At 42.2% G+C, this 17,257-nt stretch carries 18 protein-coding genes; 17 read left to right on the top strand and 1 reads right to left on the bottom strand.

The features are described from left to right. Positions 1-110: 110 nt before the first annotated feature. From LO777_RS07130 to LO777_RS07065, 14 genes are all read left to right on the top strand, one after another. Complete coding sequence (locus LO777_RS07130) at positions 111-1,361, top strand: beta-ketoacyl-[acyl-carrier-protein] synthase family protein (RefSeq protein ID WP_228856834.1); 1,251 nt, start codon at positions 111-113, stop codon at positions 1,359-1,361. Between the two features lie 116 nt (positions 1,362-1,477). Continuing rightward, positions 1,478-1,729, top strand: coding sequence for an acyl carrier protein (locus tag LO777_RS07125; protein ID WP_228856833.1), 252 nt, complete (start codon positions 1,478-1,480; stop codon positions 1,727-1,729). 4 nt (positions 1,730-1,733) lie between these two features. Next, positions 1,734-3,116, top strand: coding sequence for a phytoene desaturase family protein (locus tag LO777_RS07120; RefSeq protein WP_228856832.1), 1,383 nt, complete (start codon positions 1,734-1,736; stop codon positions 3,114-3,116). Between the two features lie 88 nt (positions 3,117-3,204). Beyond that, positions 3,205-4,608, top strand: a complete 1,404-nt coding sequence (locus LO777_RS07115) for a phytoene desaturase family protein (RefSeq protein WP_228856831.1) — start codon at positions 3,205-3,207, stop codon at positions 4,606-4,608. Between the two features lie 45 nt (positions 4,609-4,653). After that, positions 4,654-5,394 (top strand): 3-oxoacyl-ACP reductase FabG, encoded by a 741-nt coding sequence (gene fabG / locus LO777_RS07110; RefSeq protein ID WP_228856830.1) that lies wholly within the window; start codon positions 4,654-4,656, stop codon positions 5,392-5,394. Between the two features lies 1 nt (position 5,395). Then, on the top strand, positions 5,396-5,833 hold the full coding sequence (locus tag LO777_RS07105) for a 3-hydroxyacyl-ACP dehydratase FabZ family protein (protein WP_228856829.1): 438 nt from the start codon (positions 5,396-5,398) through the stop codon (positions 5,831-5,833). Positions 5,834-6,218: 385 nt separating this feature from the next. Further along, on the top strand, positions 6,219-6,920 hold the full coding sequence (gene tolQ / locus LO777_RS07100; RefSeq protein ID WP_228856828.1) for a protein TolQ: 702 nt from the start codon (positions 6,219-6,221) through the stop codon (positions 6,918-6,920). Positions 6,921-6,924: 4 nt separating this feature from the next. Continuing rightward, entirely contained in the window at positions 6,925-7,341 is a 417-nt protein-coding gene (gene tolR / locus LO777_RS07095) for a protein TolR (RefSeq protein WP_228856827.1), read from the top strand. Positions 7,342-7,371: 30 nt separating this feature from the next. After that, positions 7,372-8,214 (top strand): energy transducer TonB, encoded by an 843-nt coding sequence (locus LO777_RS07090; RefSeq protein ID WP_228856826.1) that lies wholly within the window; start codon positions 7,372-7,374, stop codon positions 8,212-8,214. A gap of 82 nt (positions 8,215-8,296) precedes the next feature. After that, positions 8,297-9,580 (top strand): DPP IV N-terminal domain-containing protein, encoded by a 1,284-nt coding sequence (locus tag LO777_RS07085; protein WP_228856825.1) that lies wholly within the window; start codon positions 8,297-8,299, stop codon positions 9,578-9,580. 169 nt (positions 9,581-9,749) lie between these two features. Beyond that, entirely contained in the window at positions 9,750-10,826 is a 1,077-nt protein-coding gene (locus tag LO777_RS07080; protein ID WP_228856824.1) for a tetratricopeptide repeat protein, read from the top strand. 47 nt (positions 10,827-10,873) lie between these two features. Beyond that, a complete protein-coding gene (locus LO777_RS07075) occupies positions 10,874-11,605 on the top strand; it encodes a TlyA family RNA methyltransferase (RefSeq protein WP_228856823.1) in 732 nt (243 codons plus the stop codon). Between the two features lie 33 nt (positions 11,606-11,638). Continuing rightward, the gene (locus LO777_RS07070) at positions 11,639-11,788 is read left to right on the top strand and encodes a hypothetical protein (protein ID WP_228856822.1); all 150 of its coding nucleotides are present in this window, start codon (positions 11,639-11,641) and stop codon (positions 11,786-11,788) included. 147 nt (positions 11,789-11,935) lie between these two features. Then, on the top strand, positions 11,936-12,781 hold the full coding sequence (locus LO777_RS07065) for a metallophosphoesterase family protein (protein WP_228856821.1): 846 nt from the start codon (positions 11,936-11,938) through the stop codon (positions 12,779-12,781). A 94-nt stretch (positions 12,782-12,875) separates the two neighbouring features. On the opposite strand, the gene LO777_RS07060 is transcribed toward LO777_RS07065, so the two are convergent. Next, on the bottom strand, positions 12,876-13,805 hold the full coding sequence (locus LO777_RS07060) for a manganese-dependent inorganic pyrophosphatase (RefSeq protein WP_228856820.1): 930 nt from the start codon (positions 13,803-13,805) through the stop codon (positions 12,876-12,878). Between the two features lie 664 nt (positions 13,806-14,469). Between LO777_RS07060 and LO777_RS07055 the strand changes: the two genes are divergently transcribed. The 3 genes from LO777_RS07055 to LO777_RS07045 all read left to right on the top strand — a co-directional run bounded on the left by LO777_RS07055 (position 14,470) and on the right by LO777_RS07045 (position 17,230). Beyond that, positions 14,470-15,345, top strand: a complete 876-nt coding sequence (locus tag LO777_RS07055; protein WP_228856819.1) for a hypothetical protein — start codon at positions 14,470-14,472, stop codon at positions 15,343-15,345. 61 nt (positions 15,346-15,406) lie between these two features. Then, the gene (locus tag LO777_RS07050; RefSeq protein ID WP_228856818.1) at positions 15,407-16,402 is read left to right on the top strand and encodes a TIGR00266 family protein; all 996 of its coding nucleotides are present in this window, start codon (positions 15,407-15,409) and stop codon (positions 16,400-16,402) included. Positions 16,403-16,567: 165 nt separating this feature from the next. After that, positions 16,568-17,230, top strand: a complete 663-nt coding sequence (locus LO777_RS07045) for a putative metalloprotease CJM1_0395 family protein (protein WP_228856817.1) — start codon at positions 16,568-16,570, stop codon at positions 17,228-17,230. Positions 17,231-17,257: the final 27 nt, after the last annotated feature.

Here is a 17,257-nt window from a genome sequence, read left to right as displayed (position 1 = left end):
CCGGTAATTATATTATAGTTATACAAATTATTTAAAAATTCAGCTGCTGAAAGTCGTTTTGCGGTGGGAATTTTGAACAAAAAATCCTCAATTTGGTACATCAGTTAATTATGCAAACTCGTAGAATTGTTATTACAGGTGTCGGACTCACTGCACCAAATGCCTCAAATTTATTAGATTTTCGTGAAAAACTTCTCCAGGGAACAAGTGAAATTCAGGAAATTGATCTCCGCTATTTCGGCAAAGCTCCTGCAGGAATATGTACCTTTCAGGAAACAAAATATCGAAAGAAGAAAGAAAACAAAAAAGGCACCCGGGCTGGCTGCATTGGTGTTTACTGCGCCAATGAAGCACTGGCCGACGCGAAACTTGACATACACCACTATGACGTTTCAAAAGTTGCCGTTGTAATTGGTTTAACTGAACATGGAACTGTTGAAACTGAAAACGAAGTGTACAATATAAAACAGTTTGATTACGACGTTAAATATTGGACGCATCATCACAATCCCAGAACGGTCCTGAACAATCCTGCCGGTGAAATAACTATGAACCTGGGCATTACCGGGCCTCACTATGTTGTTGGCGCTGCCTGTGCCGCCGGAAACGCTTCCTTGATCCAAGCCACACAAATACTGAGACTGGGTGAAGCGGACATGGTCCTTGCCGGTGGGATTTCCGAATCTGTAGGATCATTCGGTATTTTTGCAAGTTTCAAAGCCCAGGGTGCGCTGGGGCATCATGCAGATGACCCACGACTTGCCACACGGCCATTTGATCTTGACAGAAACGGTATTGTCATATCCGAAGGAGGGTGTGTATATGTTCTGGAAGAGCTGGAGAATGCCTTAAAGCGAGGTGCTCATATTTATGGCGAAATAGTAGGCTATGCCATGAATTCGGATGCACGTGACTTTGTTCTCCCCTACGGCAAACGACAGGCGGAATGCATGAAGCTGGCTCTGGCGCGAGCTGGACTGGCCCCAGAAGACATTGATCTTATTAATACCCATGCCACGGGCACAAAATCTGGGGATATTGAGGAATGTAAAGCAATTCGTGAAGTTTTCGGGCGTTCCGGGAAAACTTTTGTCAACAACACAAAGAGCATTATCGGTCATGCAATGGGAGCGGCCGGTGTTCTCGAACTGGCTGGAAATCTTCCTGCATTTGAGGACAATTATATTCATCCGACGATTAATATCGACAACCTTGATCCTGAATGCGCCCTGGAAAACATGGTGATCAATCATGCCCTGAAAACGGATTCTATTTCAACCATTTTAAATAATTCGTTTGGAATGGTTGGAATCAATTCAGCTGTTATCATAAAAAAGTTTGAGCAGGATGTTGAAAAATAAGTTTTTTGAAAAATAAATATAAAAAAGAAAGGCAAGGTATGTTATAGGAAGTGTTTCCTTTTAAACTGACAATTCCCGCTGGGAAAGAATAGATAACGCCGAATCTGGAGAGCTACATGACAAGTGAAGAAATTAAAGATCTAATACTTGAGATCATAGAAGATATTGATGATGAAGCTGATTTTGAGAATCTTGATCCTGATCAACCCCTGCGAGACCAGCTTGACCTGGATTCAATGGATTTTCTGGATATAGTCATGGAACTTAGAAAACGCCACCAATTACAGATCCCTGAAGAAGATTATCCCAATCTGGCGTCTCTGAACAGTTGTGTGACCTACCTCCAACCCCTTCTCAAAGACGCCTGATTTAGTGAAAATTCCGCTTTTGGTGATTGGCGGCGGCCTTTCAGGGCTGGCCGCCGCAATCAGAGCTGCACGGTTTGTTCCCGATATTCTTATTCTGGAAAAACATTCAAGACCCGGCGGTCTTAATTCTTATTATTTTAGAAATAAAATTCTGTTTGAAACGGGTTTGCATGCTATTACAAACTATGCGCCACCCGAGCAGAAAGATGCCCCGGTCAACCGCCTGTTCAGGCAACTGAAACTCAAACGAAAACAATTTGTTTTCTGTCAGCAGTTCGGCAGTGAGATAGTCTTCAAAGATAAGGCCTCACTACGTTTTTCTAATGACTACAGATTGTTGGAGTCTGAAATCAGCCACGTGTTTCCGCAATCAATTGACAGATTCCGAAAACTGATTTCCTATCTTGACACAATTGATCCATTTGCCAAAACTCCTTTTCGTTCAGCAAAAAAGGTTCTTGCCACCCTGCTGCAGAATGATCTTCTGGTGGAAATGCTGCTCTGTCCCCTGATGTATTATGGTTCAAGTCATGAAAATGATATGGATCTGAACCAGTTTGTTATTATGTTCCAGGCCATTTACCTGCAGGGGATGTTTCGTCCCCAGGGAAATATCAAGGAATTTCTTGATATATTGATCAGCCATTTTACCGGTTTTGGCGGCAGAATACAGCAGAATGCGGAGGTCAACAGAATTCTCCATGATGGAACTGAGGTACATGGAGTACAACTTGTTTCCGGTGAAAAAATTGAGTGTGACTATATTCTTTCCACTATCGGTGCAGATGAGACCCGCCGGCTTCTGACCGACCAACCTTCTCCCAATCGTCCTCGACTTGCTTTCACGGAGACAATTTTCAGAGTAAAAAATAACCCTGAATTCCTTGAAGAAAACAGGAAAACTATTATTTTCTACAACGATGCTGATACATTCAGATATCAAAGACCGGATGATTATGTGGATCATTCCAGCGGAGTGATCTGTTTTCCAGCTCATTTTCATGGCATTGAGAAAAAGAATGAAATTGAAATACGTGCCACACATCTGGCCAATTACACTCAATGGAAAAACCTGGCGGACAACCGGCGAAATTATCTTGCTCAAAAGAAAATATCCTCAGGGCTGACCCTGGAACGAATAGAGAATAAAATTGGAAATTTCAGAACAAACATAGTATATGAAGACACCTTCACCCCTGTAACTATTGAAAGATATACTTCAAAAATCGACGGGGCAATCTATGGCAGTCCTGATAAAATTAAAGATGGAGATATCGGGTTTACCAACCTTTTTCTAGCTGGAACAGACCAGGGATTTCTTGGTATAATCGGTTCCATGCTGAGTGGAGTGTCTATTGTGAACAGACATATACTCCCGAGGTTATAAAAGTTATACAGCACAGCAACCTTCCCCTGATCAACTGCTTGTACCGTATGCTGATGATGGGATCAGAATAATATATTTTCAAAAAGTAATGCCAAAAACATTTTCACAGCTCTCAGAGAATTACGATGCCATAATAATTGGTTCCGGTCTTGGCGGAATGACCACGGCAAACCGGCTTGCCTATTGTGGCCACAGGGTTCTTCTGCTGGAACACCATCACAGACTCGGTGGTTTGGCCACCTGGTTCAGGCGCAAGGGTCATATTTTTGACATTTCTCTCCACGGCTTTCCATACGGCATGGTCAAAACATGTAAAAAGTATTGGAATAAAGCCATCATGGAATCAATAGTTCAGCTCAAAAATATAGTTTTCGATAACCCGCAGTTTTCCCTGCGGACAACCTTTGACAAGGAAGATTTTACCCGTATCCTGGAACATCATTTTTCCATATCCCGCCCAGTCATCGATCGTTTTTTTGAGACTGTATCCGGAATGAATTTCTATGATGACCAAACCTTGTCCACCCGTGAACTTTTCGAAGATTTTTTCCCGGGCAGAACTGATGTACATCGTTTCCTTATGGAACCGATAACTTATGCAAACGGTTCAACCCTTGATGATCCCGCGATCACCTATGGAATTGTTTTTTCCAATTTTATGAATCGTGGCGTTTTTACTTTCAGGGGAGGCACTGATAAACTGATCGGCATGATGGCTGATGAGCTGGAAAAGAACGGTGTCACTCTCTGTACCCAGGCACGTGTTGACAGAATTGTGGTTGAACGAGGCAAGGTTCGGGGAGTTGAAGTGTTTGGCAAGGTCATTACTGCAAAGGCTGTGGTTTCAAACAGCGGTATTACAAATACAATTTACAACCTGACCGGCAAAGATGTTTTTTCTGATGAATTTATGGGCCGTGCAGATAAGATAAGAGTCAACAATTCCAGTTGTCAGGTTTATATCGGAATTAAGAATGGTGAAAGTATTAAGGATATCGGCGATCTTATCTTCAGTTCAACTGCACCTCAATTTGATTCGGAAGAATTGCTTGATGTAGAGACAAAATCCAAAACATTTTCAATATACTACCCGAAAACACGGCCGGGATTGAACCGCTATACCGTGGTTGCTTCGATGAACAGCCGTTATGGAGACTGGAGCGGGCTGAATGAGGATCTTTACCAGGCAAGAAAAAGAGAACTCATTACCAGAAGTGTCAAAGATCTTCAGAGGTATCTTCCAGATGTCGCCGATAAAATTGACTGGACGGAAGCTGCCACGCCAAAAACATTCAACAGGTATACTCTGCACACCCGGGGAACATCTTTTGGTACCAAATTTGAGGGTCTTGATATTTCCAGATCAATTTTCAAGGAAGTCCCGGGACTTTTTCATGTGGGTTCTGTAGGAATAATAATGTCCGGATGGCTTGGAGCAATTAACTATGGAGTTATTGTTTCCAACGATGTTGACAGTTATCTTCGCTCGTAGTCTTTTATGAAGGTTCAGGAACAGGTGAAAAGGACCATACCCGATATGAATATTTTTAAAGGACAGAAAGTAGTTATTACAGGCGCAACCCGGGGAATCGGCAAAGCCATTTCAGAAGCTTTTGTTAAAGAGGGTGCTCATGTTATTGGTATTTATGGGGAAAACACAAAAACTGCCGAACTTTTTCTTGAAGAAAACATTGAACACGCATCCTCCATCACATTATTTCAATGTGATATTTCAGATAAAGATGCGGTACAGAAACTTTTTTCAGAAATTGAAGAACAATTCGAAGATATAGATGTACTGATCAATAATGCGGGCATAAGGAAGGATTCTGTTCTGGCGCTCATGCAGGAGCAGGATTGGCAGGATGTTATTGATGTAAACCTGAGTGGTACGTTTTTCATGTGCAAACATGCAGTTCTACTCATGATGAAAAAGAAATACGGTCGTATTATCAACATTACCTCTCCCGTCTCCCATCTTGGGTTCTCAGGACAGGCAAATTACGCTGCCTCCAAAGCCGGACAAATAGGACTGACCCGTACTCTTGCAAAAGAAGTTGCAAGAAAAAAAATCACAGTAAACTGTGTGTCACCAGGCTTCATTGCAACAGAATTTATTAATGATCTCACCAGGGAACAGGTGGCTGCCTATAAAAAAATGGTTCCTATGCGTCGTTTTGGCACACCACAGGAAATTGCAGAAAGTGTTCTTTTTCTGGCAGGCCCCGGGGCCGGATATATTACCGGAACAGTACTTGAAATTACCGGCGGACTGTAAAATGAAACAGTCAGTCATAGATCTTATCCCCCACAGGCCGCCCTTTCTCTGGGTCGACACTATTTTATCCTTTGACGAAAACAGTATTGTAACGGAAAAATATATTCCCGATGATCTGGATATTTTTACAGGTCATTATCCTGAAAATCCCATAATGCCGGGAGTTCTGCTCTGTGAGATAATTTTTCAGAGTGGTGCTCTTCTCATGGCCCAAAAAGGTTTAGTCAATGAGGATGGAATCCGAAAAGTGCCGGTTCTTACACGCATAGAAAATGCCAAATTCAAGAGAACTGTCAACCCCGGTGATTCTGTAACCGTGCATGTCACTCTTAAAGAAATTCTGGCAGGCGTGTGTTTTTTAAAAGGAAAACTATTAACCGGCCGGAAAACAGCAGTTACAGTGAACTTTTCCTGTGCTATGGTAGCTCCGACGAAATAAGGCTATTTCCTGAAAGATCATTTCCTGTCCAAGCAATTTTACAAAGTCACCTCAAGAACTTCCATACCTACTGTAAAATAATCAAGGCGGTTGAATTTTTGTTCAAAGCAGGTAAGATACTGCTCCCAGGTAGAAGCTGTTTGAGTGACATTTTTAGAAGCTTCGAATGACGCCTAAATCCTGCAATTGGCAATCTTGCAGAGCAAAAAAAATGGGAAAGAAATCGCATCACACAATCAGTACGCCAAAAAGAATAAATATTTTTTATAGCATTGTGATCAGGTAAGGGAATAATTTTTCTTCATTTTTAAAGTGCCGGATTGAGGTGACATCGGAAACGTCCTGACGTATTTCAGACTCTCCACTAATTGAAAGGATATAAGTTGTGCAGCTATCAATAACTAATATGGTTCTCCATGCTGGCCCGGTGGGTCAGCTGGTTATGTTTACTCTCCTGATATTTTCCATTGTTTCCTGGACAATAGTTTTCACAAAGGCCCGACTGTTCAAAAAAGTCCGATTGGATTCAGAAGATTTTCTTGAAACTTTCTGGAGCTCCGCCAATCTGAGCGAGGCACTTGTCGCTGCAGAGGATTTTGACTATAGCCCCGAAGCAGAGGTTTTTATAACAGGTTTTAATGAACTGCAGAAAATCAACAAAATCCGCAGCAAAAAAGAAACCGGCATATCCGGTGAATCCCTGGACATGCAGCTGGCAACCATGGATAATCTTAAACGGGCTGTACGCAAGGCTGAATCCCGGAAAATCAACTTTTTAGGAAAAAATCTGCCCTTTCTGGCCACCACGGGAAGTGCCACGCCTTTCATTGGCCTGTTTGGAACAGTCTGGGGAATCATGGTTTCCTTCCACGATATCGGCCAGCGGGGATCAGCTTCCCTTGCAGTAGTCGCTCCCGGCATTTCCGAGGCCCTTGTAGCTACGGCAGCGGGACTCGCTGTAGCCATTCCAGCAGTCATTTTTTACAATCATTTTTCTAATCAGCTTGATTATATCCAGAGCGAAATTGATAATTTCACAACAGATTTTTTAAATCTTGTTGAAAGAGACATGATAAGCAGGGTGTAGACAGATGGGACCAGTACGTGGGAATGGAAGAAAACGACTAGTGTCTGATATCAATGTAACTCCCCTCGTTGATGTTATGCTTGTTTTGCTTATTATTTTTATGGTCACGGCTCCCATGATGACCCAGGGGTTGAATATCGACCTGCCCGAAACGACTTCCAAGTCGTTGAGGCAGGAAGAAAAACCCATTATCGTTACTATCGACAAGGATGGACAGATTAGCATAAACAACGTTGTTCAGGTGAGAGCCCTCATGGTACAGGAACTGGAAAAAAATTATGCCATGAACAAGAAACAGCCCATTTTTCTGAGGGCTGATAAAAATGTACCATACGGAATCGTTGTGGGAGTAATGGCTGATATCAAAGCTGTAGGATTTGATAAAATAGGTATGATTACCAAACCTTCTGAAAAAAAATAGTCAGTGCCCAAACAATTTCAAATTACAGTTATGTCTGAAAGTGAATGGAAAATACCGTCCACTATCGCAATTGGTCTGCATTTTCTTCTTATAGCCGGAGCCATGTATCTTCCCGGCCTTTTTGATGCGAAACCTAAATTTGCCGACATTTACACTGTCAGCCTCATAAATGTTGCAGAAGTTGCGCCGGAGCCGGTTGTGGAGAAGGCTCCGGCTGTAAAAAAAAATAAACCGGTTGTGAAAACCAAAAAAATTTCTCCCGCAGCAGTTCATGTAAAAAAGGTCGTAAAATCCCCTAAAAAAACTGTCTCCATTAAACCTCTTAAACGTAAGAAAAGAAAAAAAGTCCGAAGAAAAACCAAAACCCGGAGTCGTAATGAACTTGCAAGGATAAAGCGACAAAAGCTTGCTGAAGCATTGCGGCAGGAAGAGATCGCCGAGGAAAAAGCAAGAAGAGCTCTTGAGGAATTGCAACGGGAACGGGAACTGCTCAAAAAAGATACTTTTACGCAATCTGCTGCCAGGCAATCCGCACCTGTCAAAAAAACATCAGGAAACAGCCGGATCTCAGGAAGTATGAATCTTCTGGAAGGACAATACCATGCAGCAATTTTTGCCAGATTGCATCAGTTCTGGTCTCTTCCCGAGTATATGCAGAAAAAACCTGATCTGACCGCGGTTGTGGTTATTACGATCAACAAAAACGGTCATATTGCAAATATGTTTTTTGAAAGGAAATCCGGGGACAGGATCTTTGATCAATTTGTCACAAAAACCATCGAGTCAGCCAGTCCCCTGCCGCCAATTCCTCCAGCGATGAAAAAGCAGCGATATGAAATAGGATTACGCTTTAAACCCGGTTCAATACGATAGCGGGCAAGGGTGAGGTTTGTTTTCCTCTATTGCCCAGTTTCGCCTTCTTTCGGGTTTTAAAAAACAACTTACTGATAATGCCATGAATATAATACGGACGACAGCAGGTCTTTTTATTCTCATAACTCTTTTCTTTACTGGCAATGCTTCTGGAGCAGGTCGGGTCTATCTCGACATCACAGCTCCGGAAACAAGAAAAATTAATATTGCCGTTCCCTGGTTTACCAATAAAAATCTTGATGGCCATCGGCAGCGCCTTGGCAGGGATATGGCCGATACTTTGGCAAAATCACTAAAATTTCATGGCATTATTTCAATTCTGCCAATCTCCCAATATGGTGGCAGTCTCAAGGCTGACTGGAAGAGACATGGTGTTGATTACGTTGTTTTTGGAAGCTACAGCATTACACCGAAAAACATAAAACTAGAACTTCGTCTCTTTGATGTCGCGGGAAATGAAGTTATCATGGGAAAATCCTTTTCAGGTCCAATGGGCCAAAAGGACAAAATGCTTTTTAAGTTTTGTGATCATGTTATCAAAACACTCACAGGAATAAATGGTATTGCAAATACAAAGATTGCATTTGTATCCAGGGTTAAAAAAACAAAAGAAGTGTACCTTACCGATATACTAGGTAAAAAACTCAGGCAGATCACCCGGCACAGAAATCTTACCGTCTCCCCCAGGTTCAAACCTGATGGTATTTATCTCACGTATACCTCATACCACACAGGTAACCAGAATCTCTATATTACTGACCTGCGCCAGTCAAAAACAACCCGTGTTTTATCAAGAAGAAAAGGACTCAATCTTGCACCTGCCTGGTCACCAGACGGTGACCGCATGGTCCTCACTCTCTCTAAAAGTGGCACTCCAGACCTTTATCTCCTTGACAGCAGGGGAAATATACTTGAACAGCTGACCAGTAAATCAGGTATAAATGTTTCTCCAACATGGTCTCCGGACGGTCGTTATATCGTTTTTGTTTCAGATAGAAGCGGGAAACCACAACTGTATCTTCTGGATATGAGAAGTAGAAAAATAAGGCGACTTACTTTTGAAGGTACGGAAAATGCTGAACCAAACTGGTCTCCCACTGAAAACAAAATTGTTTATTCAAGCTTGAGAAATGGAGTATATCAACTCTTTACAATGAATCCGTTAAAAGATGAAACCCCAACCCAGCTCACCGTTGATCTCAGTCACCATGAATCTCCGGTATGGTCGCCTGACGGGAATCAGATTGCTTTTGCAAAACGTGATGGCAAAAGACACCAGATATACGTTATAATGAAAGATGGATCATTCCAAAGAAGAATGTTCTCTTTCCCTGGTAGTCAGACTTATCCTCAATGGTCTAGATAGTGTCGACAATACCTGGAAAGCAATAATTTAATACTAACACCCCACAAGGGGGTATAAGTGCCATAGAAATAAACCTAACCATTTAATTTCAAAACACCTTCCCTGGTTTCTTGTTTTTTATGACAGAAATTCAGGAGTAAGGCACTAATCAAATAATATATTTTATATCATGAAAAAAACTCTCCTGAATTTCGCCCTTGTCTTTGCCTGCAGCCCGTTTCTGATTCAGTGTGCTTCCCAGGCCGATATCGATGATCTTCGCTATCAATTACGAATTGTAAATAAAAAACTTGAAGACATGAAATCAACCACGTTTGGTCAACTGCAAAAACGACAGGCAGCGTCTTCAGGAAAAATGGACCAACTCGAGCAGGAAATTCTTGAATTGCAGAGCCAGCTTGAAGAAACCAACCATCTGAACAGAAGATTAAGGGAAAACAATAAAGAACTTGCGGAATCAATCACTGAAGTGGCAATGACTGAAGAAGCAAAGAGAGAAGAGCTTCTCAGAGCTATTGAGGAAAAACAAAAGGAAAAAGAAAGAAAACTCAATGAACTCAATGAGCAGATTCGTCTGCAAAATGAGCATCTCAAAGCTATCCAGGAAGCGAGAATTCGAGAAGCTGAAATGAAGGCCCAAGCGGCAGCACGCGCTGCAGCGGCGGCAAAGGCGAAGGCTCTTGCAGCAAGTAATGCCGGTCTTAAAAAGACAAGGGGTAAACACTTGCTGGTAGACAAGAAAAAAATAAAATATTCAGTCCGCACTGTTAAACAGAAAAAGAACAGTACTGTTTCCGCAAAAAAAGTTAGATCCACATCCATCGCACAGGTAGAAACAGCCAGGGAAAACGTTGAATCCAGGAAGAAACAGCCGGCAACTTCAGTTAATAATGACATGGACAAGGCCATGAAATTATATAATAACAACAAATTCACCAAGGCTTTTTCCCTTTTTGAACGAATTGCCGAAAACGGGTCGGCCCGAAACAAGGTAGAGGGACGGTTTATGATGGGTGAATGCCTTTTCAAACAAAAAGAATATGATAAGGCAATTATGCAGTACCAGAAGATTATATCTCAGAATTCAAATCATGCCAAAGCACCGGCGGCGATGTTGAAACAGGGGCTTGCATTTGAAAAACTGTCGGATAAAGGAACTGCCAGAGTAATTTATAAAAAAATACTGAAACAACATGGTTCTTCTCCGGAAGCTGCAATTGCCAGAAAAAGACTTGGAAATCTTTAACCCGGCAGAGGGAACACTGCTGATGCAGCAGTATTTTCTGAATTAAATTGAAAAAAAACATCAGACTCGATCAACTTCTTGTTCAAAAAGGGCTTGCATCTGATCTCGATAAGGCCAGGGCCATGATTGGTGCAGGTGAAGTTCTGGTTGACGATACTCGGGCGGATAAAGCTGGTTTTTTCTACCCTCCTGCTGCTCAAATCAGGATCAAGGAAAGAATACCCTATGTTTCAAGAGGAGGACTTAAGCTTGAAAAAGGTCTTGACCATTTCAAGTTATTTCCTCAAGGTAAAGTATGTATTGATATTGGTGCATCTTCAGGCGGTTTTACCGATTGCTTGCTTCAGCATGGAGCTGATAAAGTGTATGCAGTTGATGTGGCATACGGCCAGTTATCCTGGAAACTCAGGCAGGATAAGAGAGTGGTTATCCTCGAACGGTTCAATGCCCGGAATATTACCCCAACACATATCAGTGAAACGATAGATCTTGGTGTAATGGATGTGTCATTTATCTCCATAACCAAGCTTATTCCTCCGCTTATCACCCTTTTCTCTGACAATGTAACAATTCTCACCCTGATAAAACCCCAGTTTGAGCTTACAAAAGATAAAATACCCCCTGGTGGAGTTATCAAAGATCCCCTGCTCCACCAGGAAGCGATCCAAAAAATTGACCAGTTTGTTCAGCAGTCTGGTCTTAAAAATTTGGGGTGTGTTCCTTCGCCGGTTCTCGGCCCCAAGGGCAACACGGAATTTCTTATGCTCATCACCACCTGAAGCCTGCACTTCAGGGATACAGGAAACAGTCTTATGAAACGTCAATATGGTTTTGTTTTTTTCATCTTTGTCATGCTGCACTCGTCCATTCCCTTGCCCGCTTTCGCAAGGGCTGACTCAAAGGCAGATATTGTGCTCTTTTTTTCCAATACGGTCCTTGGGGAAACTGAACCCTGCGGTTGAAAAGCTAACCAACTGGGCGGACTGTCCGGTAAGGCACATTTCATTCAATCGAGAACTGAAAACAAGAAAGACAAAACTCTCATTGTAGATTCTGGGAATCTTCTTTTCAAAAGACAGAGAGCAAATAAACGAACTTATCCGGAACTGGTGACGGCTGAAACTATAACTCAAGCTTATATTGAAACAGGATATGATGCTGTGGCTGTAAGTGGCAGTGATCTTTCTGCAGGGAAAACGTTTTTTTTAAAAACGAAAGAAAAACGTTTTCCCTGGGTTTCAGCAAATATTTTTACTGCAGATGGAGAATTGTTTTTTACCCCATATATTACAAAAAAAGTTGATGGCCTGAACATTGCTGTTATTGGTTTGACAGGGACAAACGGTACATATGAACCGTTTTTTACAGTGAAGAACTGGAAAGATGTTTTGTTTGATCAGGTTGAAGTTCTGAAGAATAAAGCAGATATGATTGTTCTTCTCTCGAATCTTCCTTTTGCGCAGAACAAGATTATTGCCAGAACAGTTCCCGAAATTGATGTCATCATTTCGGCAGACAAGAAAAGAGGTAATTTTGCGCCGCGGGTTTTTGGTGATTGCCTGCTGACCCAGGTTAAGGGAAGAGGGAAATATATTGGAAAACTGGTCCTGAAATTTGGTCCGGGAAGTCGTTGGGAAAATGATTATTCCCTGATGACCACATCACTCAAAAGGAGAATCGCTTCAGTCAACCAGCAGATAAAAAACTTGGAAAACAAACGGAATTTGTTATCCGATGATCTGTATGTACAGAAACGTACTCAATTGCAAAAACGAAAACAAAATCTCAGCCAGGAATTCTCCAAACTGGAAAAGGAACGGTCAGACAATCCTTCAGCAAACCAGTTCAAGGGATTGCTTCTCCCAATTCGACCTGAAGCTGGCGGCTCTGTAACCATAGACAAAATGATCAGCGAACTGAAAGAGAAAATAGAGGATTATCTCAAAAATAGCTGAGGGAATGAGGTCAGGAATAATAATGGCGGCATGATCTTTCATTCAAGATCATGCCGCCATTATTTACATCGTACAGTTTCTGTTTTCTACTGCATTAACAACCAAAAGCCTTCTGCAGGTTGGGAACTGTCTGCTTTTTACGGCTCATCATCCCATCAATCCACATGGAATTGCTTTCTAATTTACCTCCAAAAGCATTTTCGATCAGTGCGGGATCATCGGAAATTACGACCAGATCCGTACCTTCTTTTACAACATCAGTGAGCATGAGCAGAACAGAGTGTCTTCCGTCGGCTTTCACTTCTTCCATCGCTTTTATCAGATCAGCACGAATATCAGCAACCTGGTCAAGGGTAGCAAGTTCCAGTTGGCCGACTCCAACCTTATTCCCTTTCATATCGAAATCTTTATAGTCCCGGAAAAGAAGGTCTTTTGCCGGCACTCCGTCAACGGAAGATTTTGCCTTCAGCATATCCATAAAAAGGGCATCGGTATCATCCACACCGGCAACTGTTTTCAAATCATTAACTGCAATTTTGTCATCTTCAGTGCAGGTGGGTGATTTGAAATTAACAGTATCACTCAGAATCGCAGCCAGCATTCCTCCAGCCACATTTTTTGGTATGGAAACTCCCGCTTCTTTAAACATTTTGTTCAAAACAGTTCCGGTACATCCTACAGGTTCTGCCCTGAAGAGAATCGGATTGTTTGTGGTCAGATCACCAACTTTGTGATGATCTACAACTGCAACTACATTTGCATCTGCCAGATTAGCAGGTCCCTGTGCCAGGTCACTGAAATCAACAAGGGCAATATCTTTTCCAGCTGCATCGCTGATTTCTACAGGGGCTTCAAGGCCAAACTTTTCCAGTACCACTTTAGATTCTGGATTGAGATCTGCAGCAGCGCACTGCATGCATGCCTGAGCTTCCTGACCTTGTGCATTTAACAATGCCGCCAGTGCAATTGAAGCTGTTACAGAATCAGTATCAGGATTAGAATGTCCTACTACGGAAATAGCCATTTGTGTTCCTCCAAAAGTAAAATTTAAAAAAAAGGTAAACTATGTAAATATTGCTGAACTTTAAAAACATCCCTGGTTTAAACTCTGCCTGATACTCACATTTAATCTTGATTTGACTGAGTCTTATGGGAATGAGAAAAATCTGTTGACACACCAAAATAGTTCCTTCCGGCTACTGAGTCAAGCATAATATAATTTGTACAATCCCAATATCTGTCACATATTTTGAAAAATTCATCGAAATACAGTGGTATCGGCCTGGCCGACAGTGGTTATGGTCTGCCTGACGGATTTTGAGGGAACATTGTGTCAATGTGACAACAGTGCTTATCTGCCTACGATTGTAATTTTGTAAAACCATGTCAAAATTAACACAATGTTCATGTGAAATGCGGGTTAGCCGTGACATTACAAATACCATATAGTATCTTCACTGTGGTTACATCAAACGAATTCATTCTCCCAGGGCCCACAAAAAACAGGAAAAATGAAAGAAAGAGAAAAAAAGCCAAGATCAACGTCCAGGGTAAAGCAACGATCAACAACCGCTTTGTATATTTTTTGTTTTTTGATCAGTATATTCATAGCTTTTTTTTATTTTTATACAGAACAAAAAACAATTCGTGCCAACTCCGATTCTCCCTCTGAACTGACTCAGACATCAGTGGTTAATTTACCAGGCCCTGACGCACAATCTGCACTTCCTTCAATAAAAAACAGCATGAATTCCACCATCGATAGAGAAAATCCCGGAGGCGGTTCTCTGTCTCCTCCAAGTACTTTGAGTGATAGGGAAAAAATCTCAAAGAACAATAAAACTCCAGAGACCCAACAAAGTAATCCTGAAAAAACTGGAACATATTCAGATGTTGAACAATCAAAACATATTGTCTCACCTGGAGAAGATTCTGAAAGTACAGTTCCGCAGGAACTCATAACTGTACTTAACAGGTTCTATGAGCATCTTGATCAACAGCAGTACATGAAGGATTTCCATCTTTCCGAATCAAGCAAAACCCATTTTTCAAAATTACTGCAGAAACTGTTTGACACTCCTCCTGTGGTAACCAATGAAACGGATGATCTGTTCACAATTCTAAAAAATACAGCTCACTTTTTCAGGATTCTCGGTAAAAAAAATATTCTTGTACTTAAGGGGATTCTGGATCGGGAAAAGTCTTCTTTTGAAGAAATAATAAAAACTTTTTACGAACTTACCTCGTACCCTGATGTTCTTGAAAAGGAATATGGCATAGTTTTTAAAGATGAAGGACTGTACGATTATGCCAGTTTCTTCCAGAGTACAATGGGAGGAAGACTTTATCTTTTCAGAAGAGATTCAACTTCACGCATGGTTATCAGTTTTTATGCTGTAATGATAATCGATAAAGCGAACTCAGAGGGATACAACAGACATGGTATCGATTTACGTCCAGCCATAGACTCCCTGATTGAGGAAATGGAAAATACCGGAAAAAACCTGCATTACAAGGAAGAATACCTTGACAAGCTTTATGATCTTAAAGAAAAATATTTTTAAGGTCTCACTTATCCAAGGTGAATTTTTCAGATAAACAGGTTCAGAGAAGAAAGGAAATAACATGGACAGTTGGTATGTAGCAGTAAATGGAAAACAGGAAGGTCCTTTTTCGTCTTATCAGGTGCAGACAAATCTGGACAGCGGGATTTATAACAACGATACGCTGGTATGGAAACAGGATTTTGAAAACTGGGTTCCCCTTTCCTCAGTTTCTGAACTGCAGAACAGGGACCTGCCGCCTTCCCCACCCCACCAAAGGGGGGCTGATGAAATTGACTATGAAATTTTCGGCCATGAAATGCAGTATGTGGAAATCGAACTGGATCCTGATGAAAGTGCTGTCGCTGAAGCCGGTTCAATGATGTACATGTCCAACGGTATTGAAATGGAAACCATTTTTGGTGATGGGAGTGTTGCTTCTGAACAGGGTGGATTCCTGGATAAAATGCTAGGAGCCGGGAAACGGCTTATTACTGGAGAAGGTCTTTTTACAACTATTTTTACCTTCAAGGGCCAGGAGAAAGGCAAAATCGCCTTTGCATCACCCTATCCCGGTAAAATTATTCCCCTTGACCTGAAAGATTACCAGGGCAAACTGGTTTGTCAGAAAGACGCTTTCCTCTGTGCCGCCAAAGGTGTGTCTATTGGTGTTGAATTTCAAAAAAAGATCGGCGCCGCCCTTTTCGGTGGGGAAGGCTTCATCATGCAGAAGCTCGAAGGAGATGGGCAGATCTTTGTTCATGCTGGAGGAACCATTGTGCAGAAAGATCTTCAGGCTGGTGAAACCCTGAGAATTGACACTGGATGTCTCGTTGCCATGACCGGAACAGTTGACTATGATATCCAGTTTGTAGGTGGTATTAAATCAGCAATTTTTGGCGGCGAAGGTTTTTTCTTCACTACGCTTACTGGACCAGGCCATGTCTGGCTGCAGTCTCTGCCGTTTTCCCGTCTGGCCGGCCGAATCCACAGGGCAGCACCCCAGAACAATGCAGGGTTTTCAACTTCTGGAGAAGGTTCAGTACTGGGAGAGCTGGGTAATCTCTTTCAGCGCTGATTCCAGTTTGGAAAGTGGAACGTAATTTGCCATTTCACCATCTTTTTCCTATAATTATTGTCTGTGTACTGCTGCAATCAGTTCAGCTGTACCAGAGGAAACGATAACCGGGCATGGCTGAACGGCAATTTGCCTGTGATTTATCAAACCTACCTGTAAAATTTTATGACAACTGTTTCTCCAGCGAATTTTTTCAACCAGTCTCACATGCAGGGATATCAGGCCAACAGTGGGGAAAAACCTCCCTCTGCTCGCCATTTATCTGCAGGCGACAAGGTAACTCTCTCTGGAGAATCTCCTGAAAACATAAAGGGAAAAAAAGAAACAAAAGAAAATCTAAACGGACAGGAGCAGCTCAACGAGGAGGACTTACGTATTCTTGAAAGTCTGAAAAAACGGGATCGTGAAGTTCGGACCCATGAACAGGCACATCTTGCGGCAGCGGGACGATATGCCGGAGGCGGAGCTCATTTTACAACACAAAAAGGGCCGGATGGCCATGCCTATGCTGTATCTGGTGAAGTCCCCATTGACGTCGGCAAAGAAAACAGTCCTGAGGCCACAATCAGTAAGATGGAGACCATTAAACGTGCGGCTCTCGCTCCACAGAATCCTTCCTCCGCAGACAGGCGGATAGCTGCCGAAGCTGCTGTTAAAGAGGCTGCCGCCAGAAAAGAACTTCTCCTGAAAAACCAGGAAGTCCTGCTGAATTCTCCCAATCCGTCCTTATCTCAATCGTCTTCAAACCAGCCGCAAAATATAATCCCCGCTCAAACGGTGATCAGCAGTTACGAGGCAATTGAGGCACTACAGAAAAAATCGGCTTAGTGCCATCTGCCATCACATCGAATAAAG

The organism is Desulfomarina profundi, from assembly GCF_019703855.1.
In the GTDB taxonomy this organism is placed as follows: Bacteria; Desulfobacterota; Desulfobulbia; order Desulfobulbales; family Desulfocapsaceae; genus Desulfomarina; species Desulfomarina profundi.
Note: the sequence above shows the minus strand (reverse complement) of the source record. Positions and strands in the feature narration are given on the sequence as shown.

Excerpts from the sequence above, each read along its gene's own strand:
- LO777_RS07130 (WP_228856834.1), top strand. The coding sequence starts at position 111 with ATGCAAACTCGTAGAATTGTTATTACAGGTGTCGGACTCACTGCACCA.
- LO777_RS07125 (WP_228856833.1), top strand. The coding sequence starts at position 1,478 with ATGACAAGTGAAGAAATTAAAGATCTAATACTTGAGATCATAGAAGAT.
- LO777_RS07115 (WP_228856831.1), top strand. The coding sequence starts at position 3,205 with ATGCCAAAAACATTTTCACAGCTCTCAGAGAATTACGATGCCATAATA.
- fabG (WP_228856830.1), top strand. The coding sequence starts at position 4,654 with ATGAATATTTTTAAAGGACAGAAAGTAGTTATTACAGGCGCAACCCGG.
- LO777_RS07105 (WP_228856829.1), top strand. The coding sequence starts at position 5,396 with ATGAAACAGTCAGTCATAGATCTTATCCCCCACAGGCCGCCCTTTCTC.
- tolR (WP_228856827.1), top strand. The coding sequence starts at position 6,925 with ATGGGACCAGTACGTGGGAATGGAAGAAAACGACTAGTGTCTGATATC.
- LO777_RS07090 (WP_228856826.1), top strand. The coding sequence starts at position 7,372 with ATGTCTGAAAGTGAATGGAAAATACCGTCCACTATCGCAATTGGTCTG.
- LO777_RS07085 (WP_228856825.1), top strand. The coding sequence starts at position 8,297 with ATGAATATAATACGGACGACAGCAGGTCTTTTTATTCTCATAACTCTT.
- LO777_RS07080 (WP_228856824.1), top strand. The coding sequence starts at position 9,750 with ATGAAAAAAACTCTCCTGAATTTCGCCCTTGTCTTTGCCTGCAGCCCG.
- LO777_RS07070 (WP_228856822.1), top strand. The coding sequence starts at position 11,639 with ATGAAACGTCAATATGGTTTTGTTTTTTTCATCTTTGTCATGCTGCAC.
- LO777_RS07060 (WP_228856820.1), bottom strand. The coding sequence starts at position 13,805 with ATGGCTATTTCCGTAGTAGGACATTCTAATCCTGATACTGATTCTGTA.
- LO777_RS07050 (WP_228856818.1), top strand. The coding sequence starts at position 15,407 with ATGGACAGTTGGTATGTAGCAGTAAATGGAAAACAGGAAGGTCCTTTT.
- LO777_RS07045 (WP_228856817.1), top strand. The coding sequence starts at position 16,568 with ATGACAACTGTTTCTCCAGCGAATTTTTTCAACCAGTCTCACATGCAG.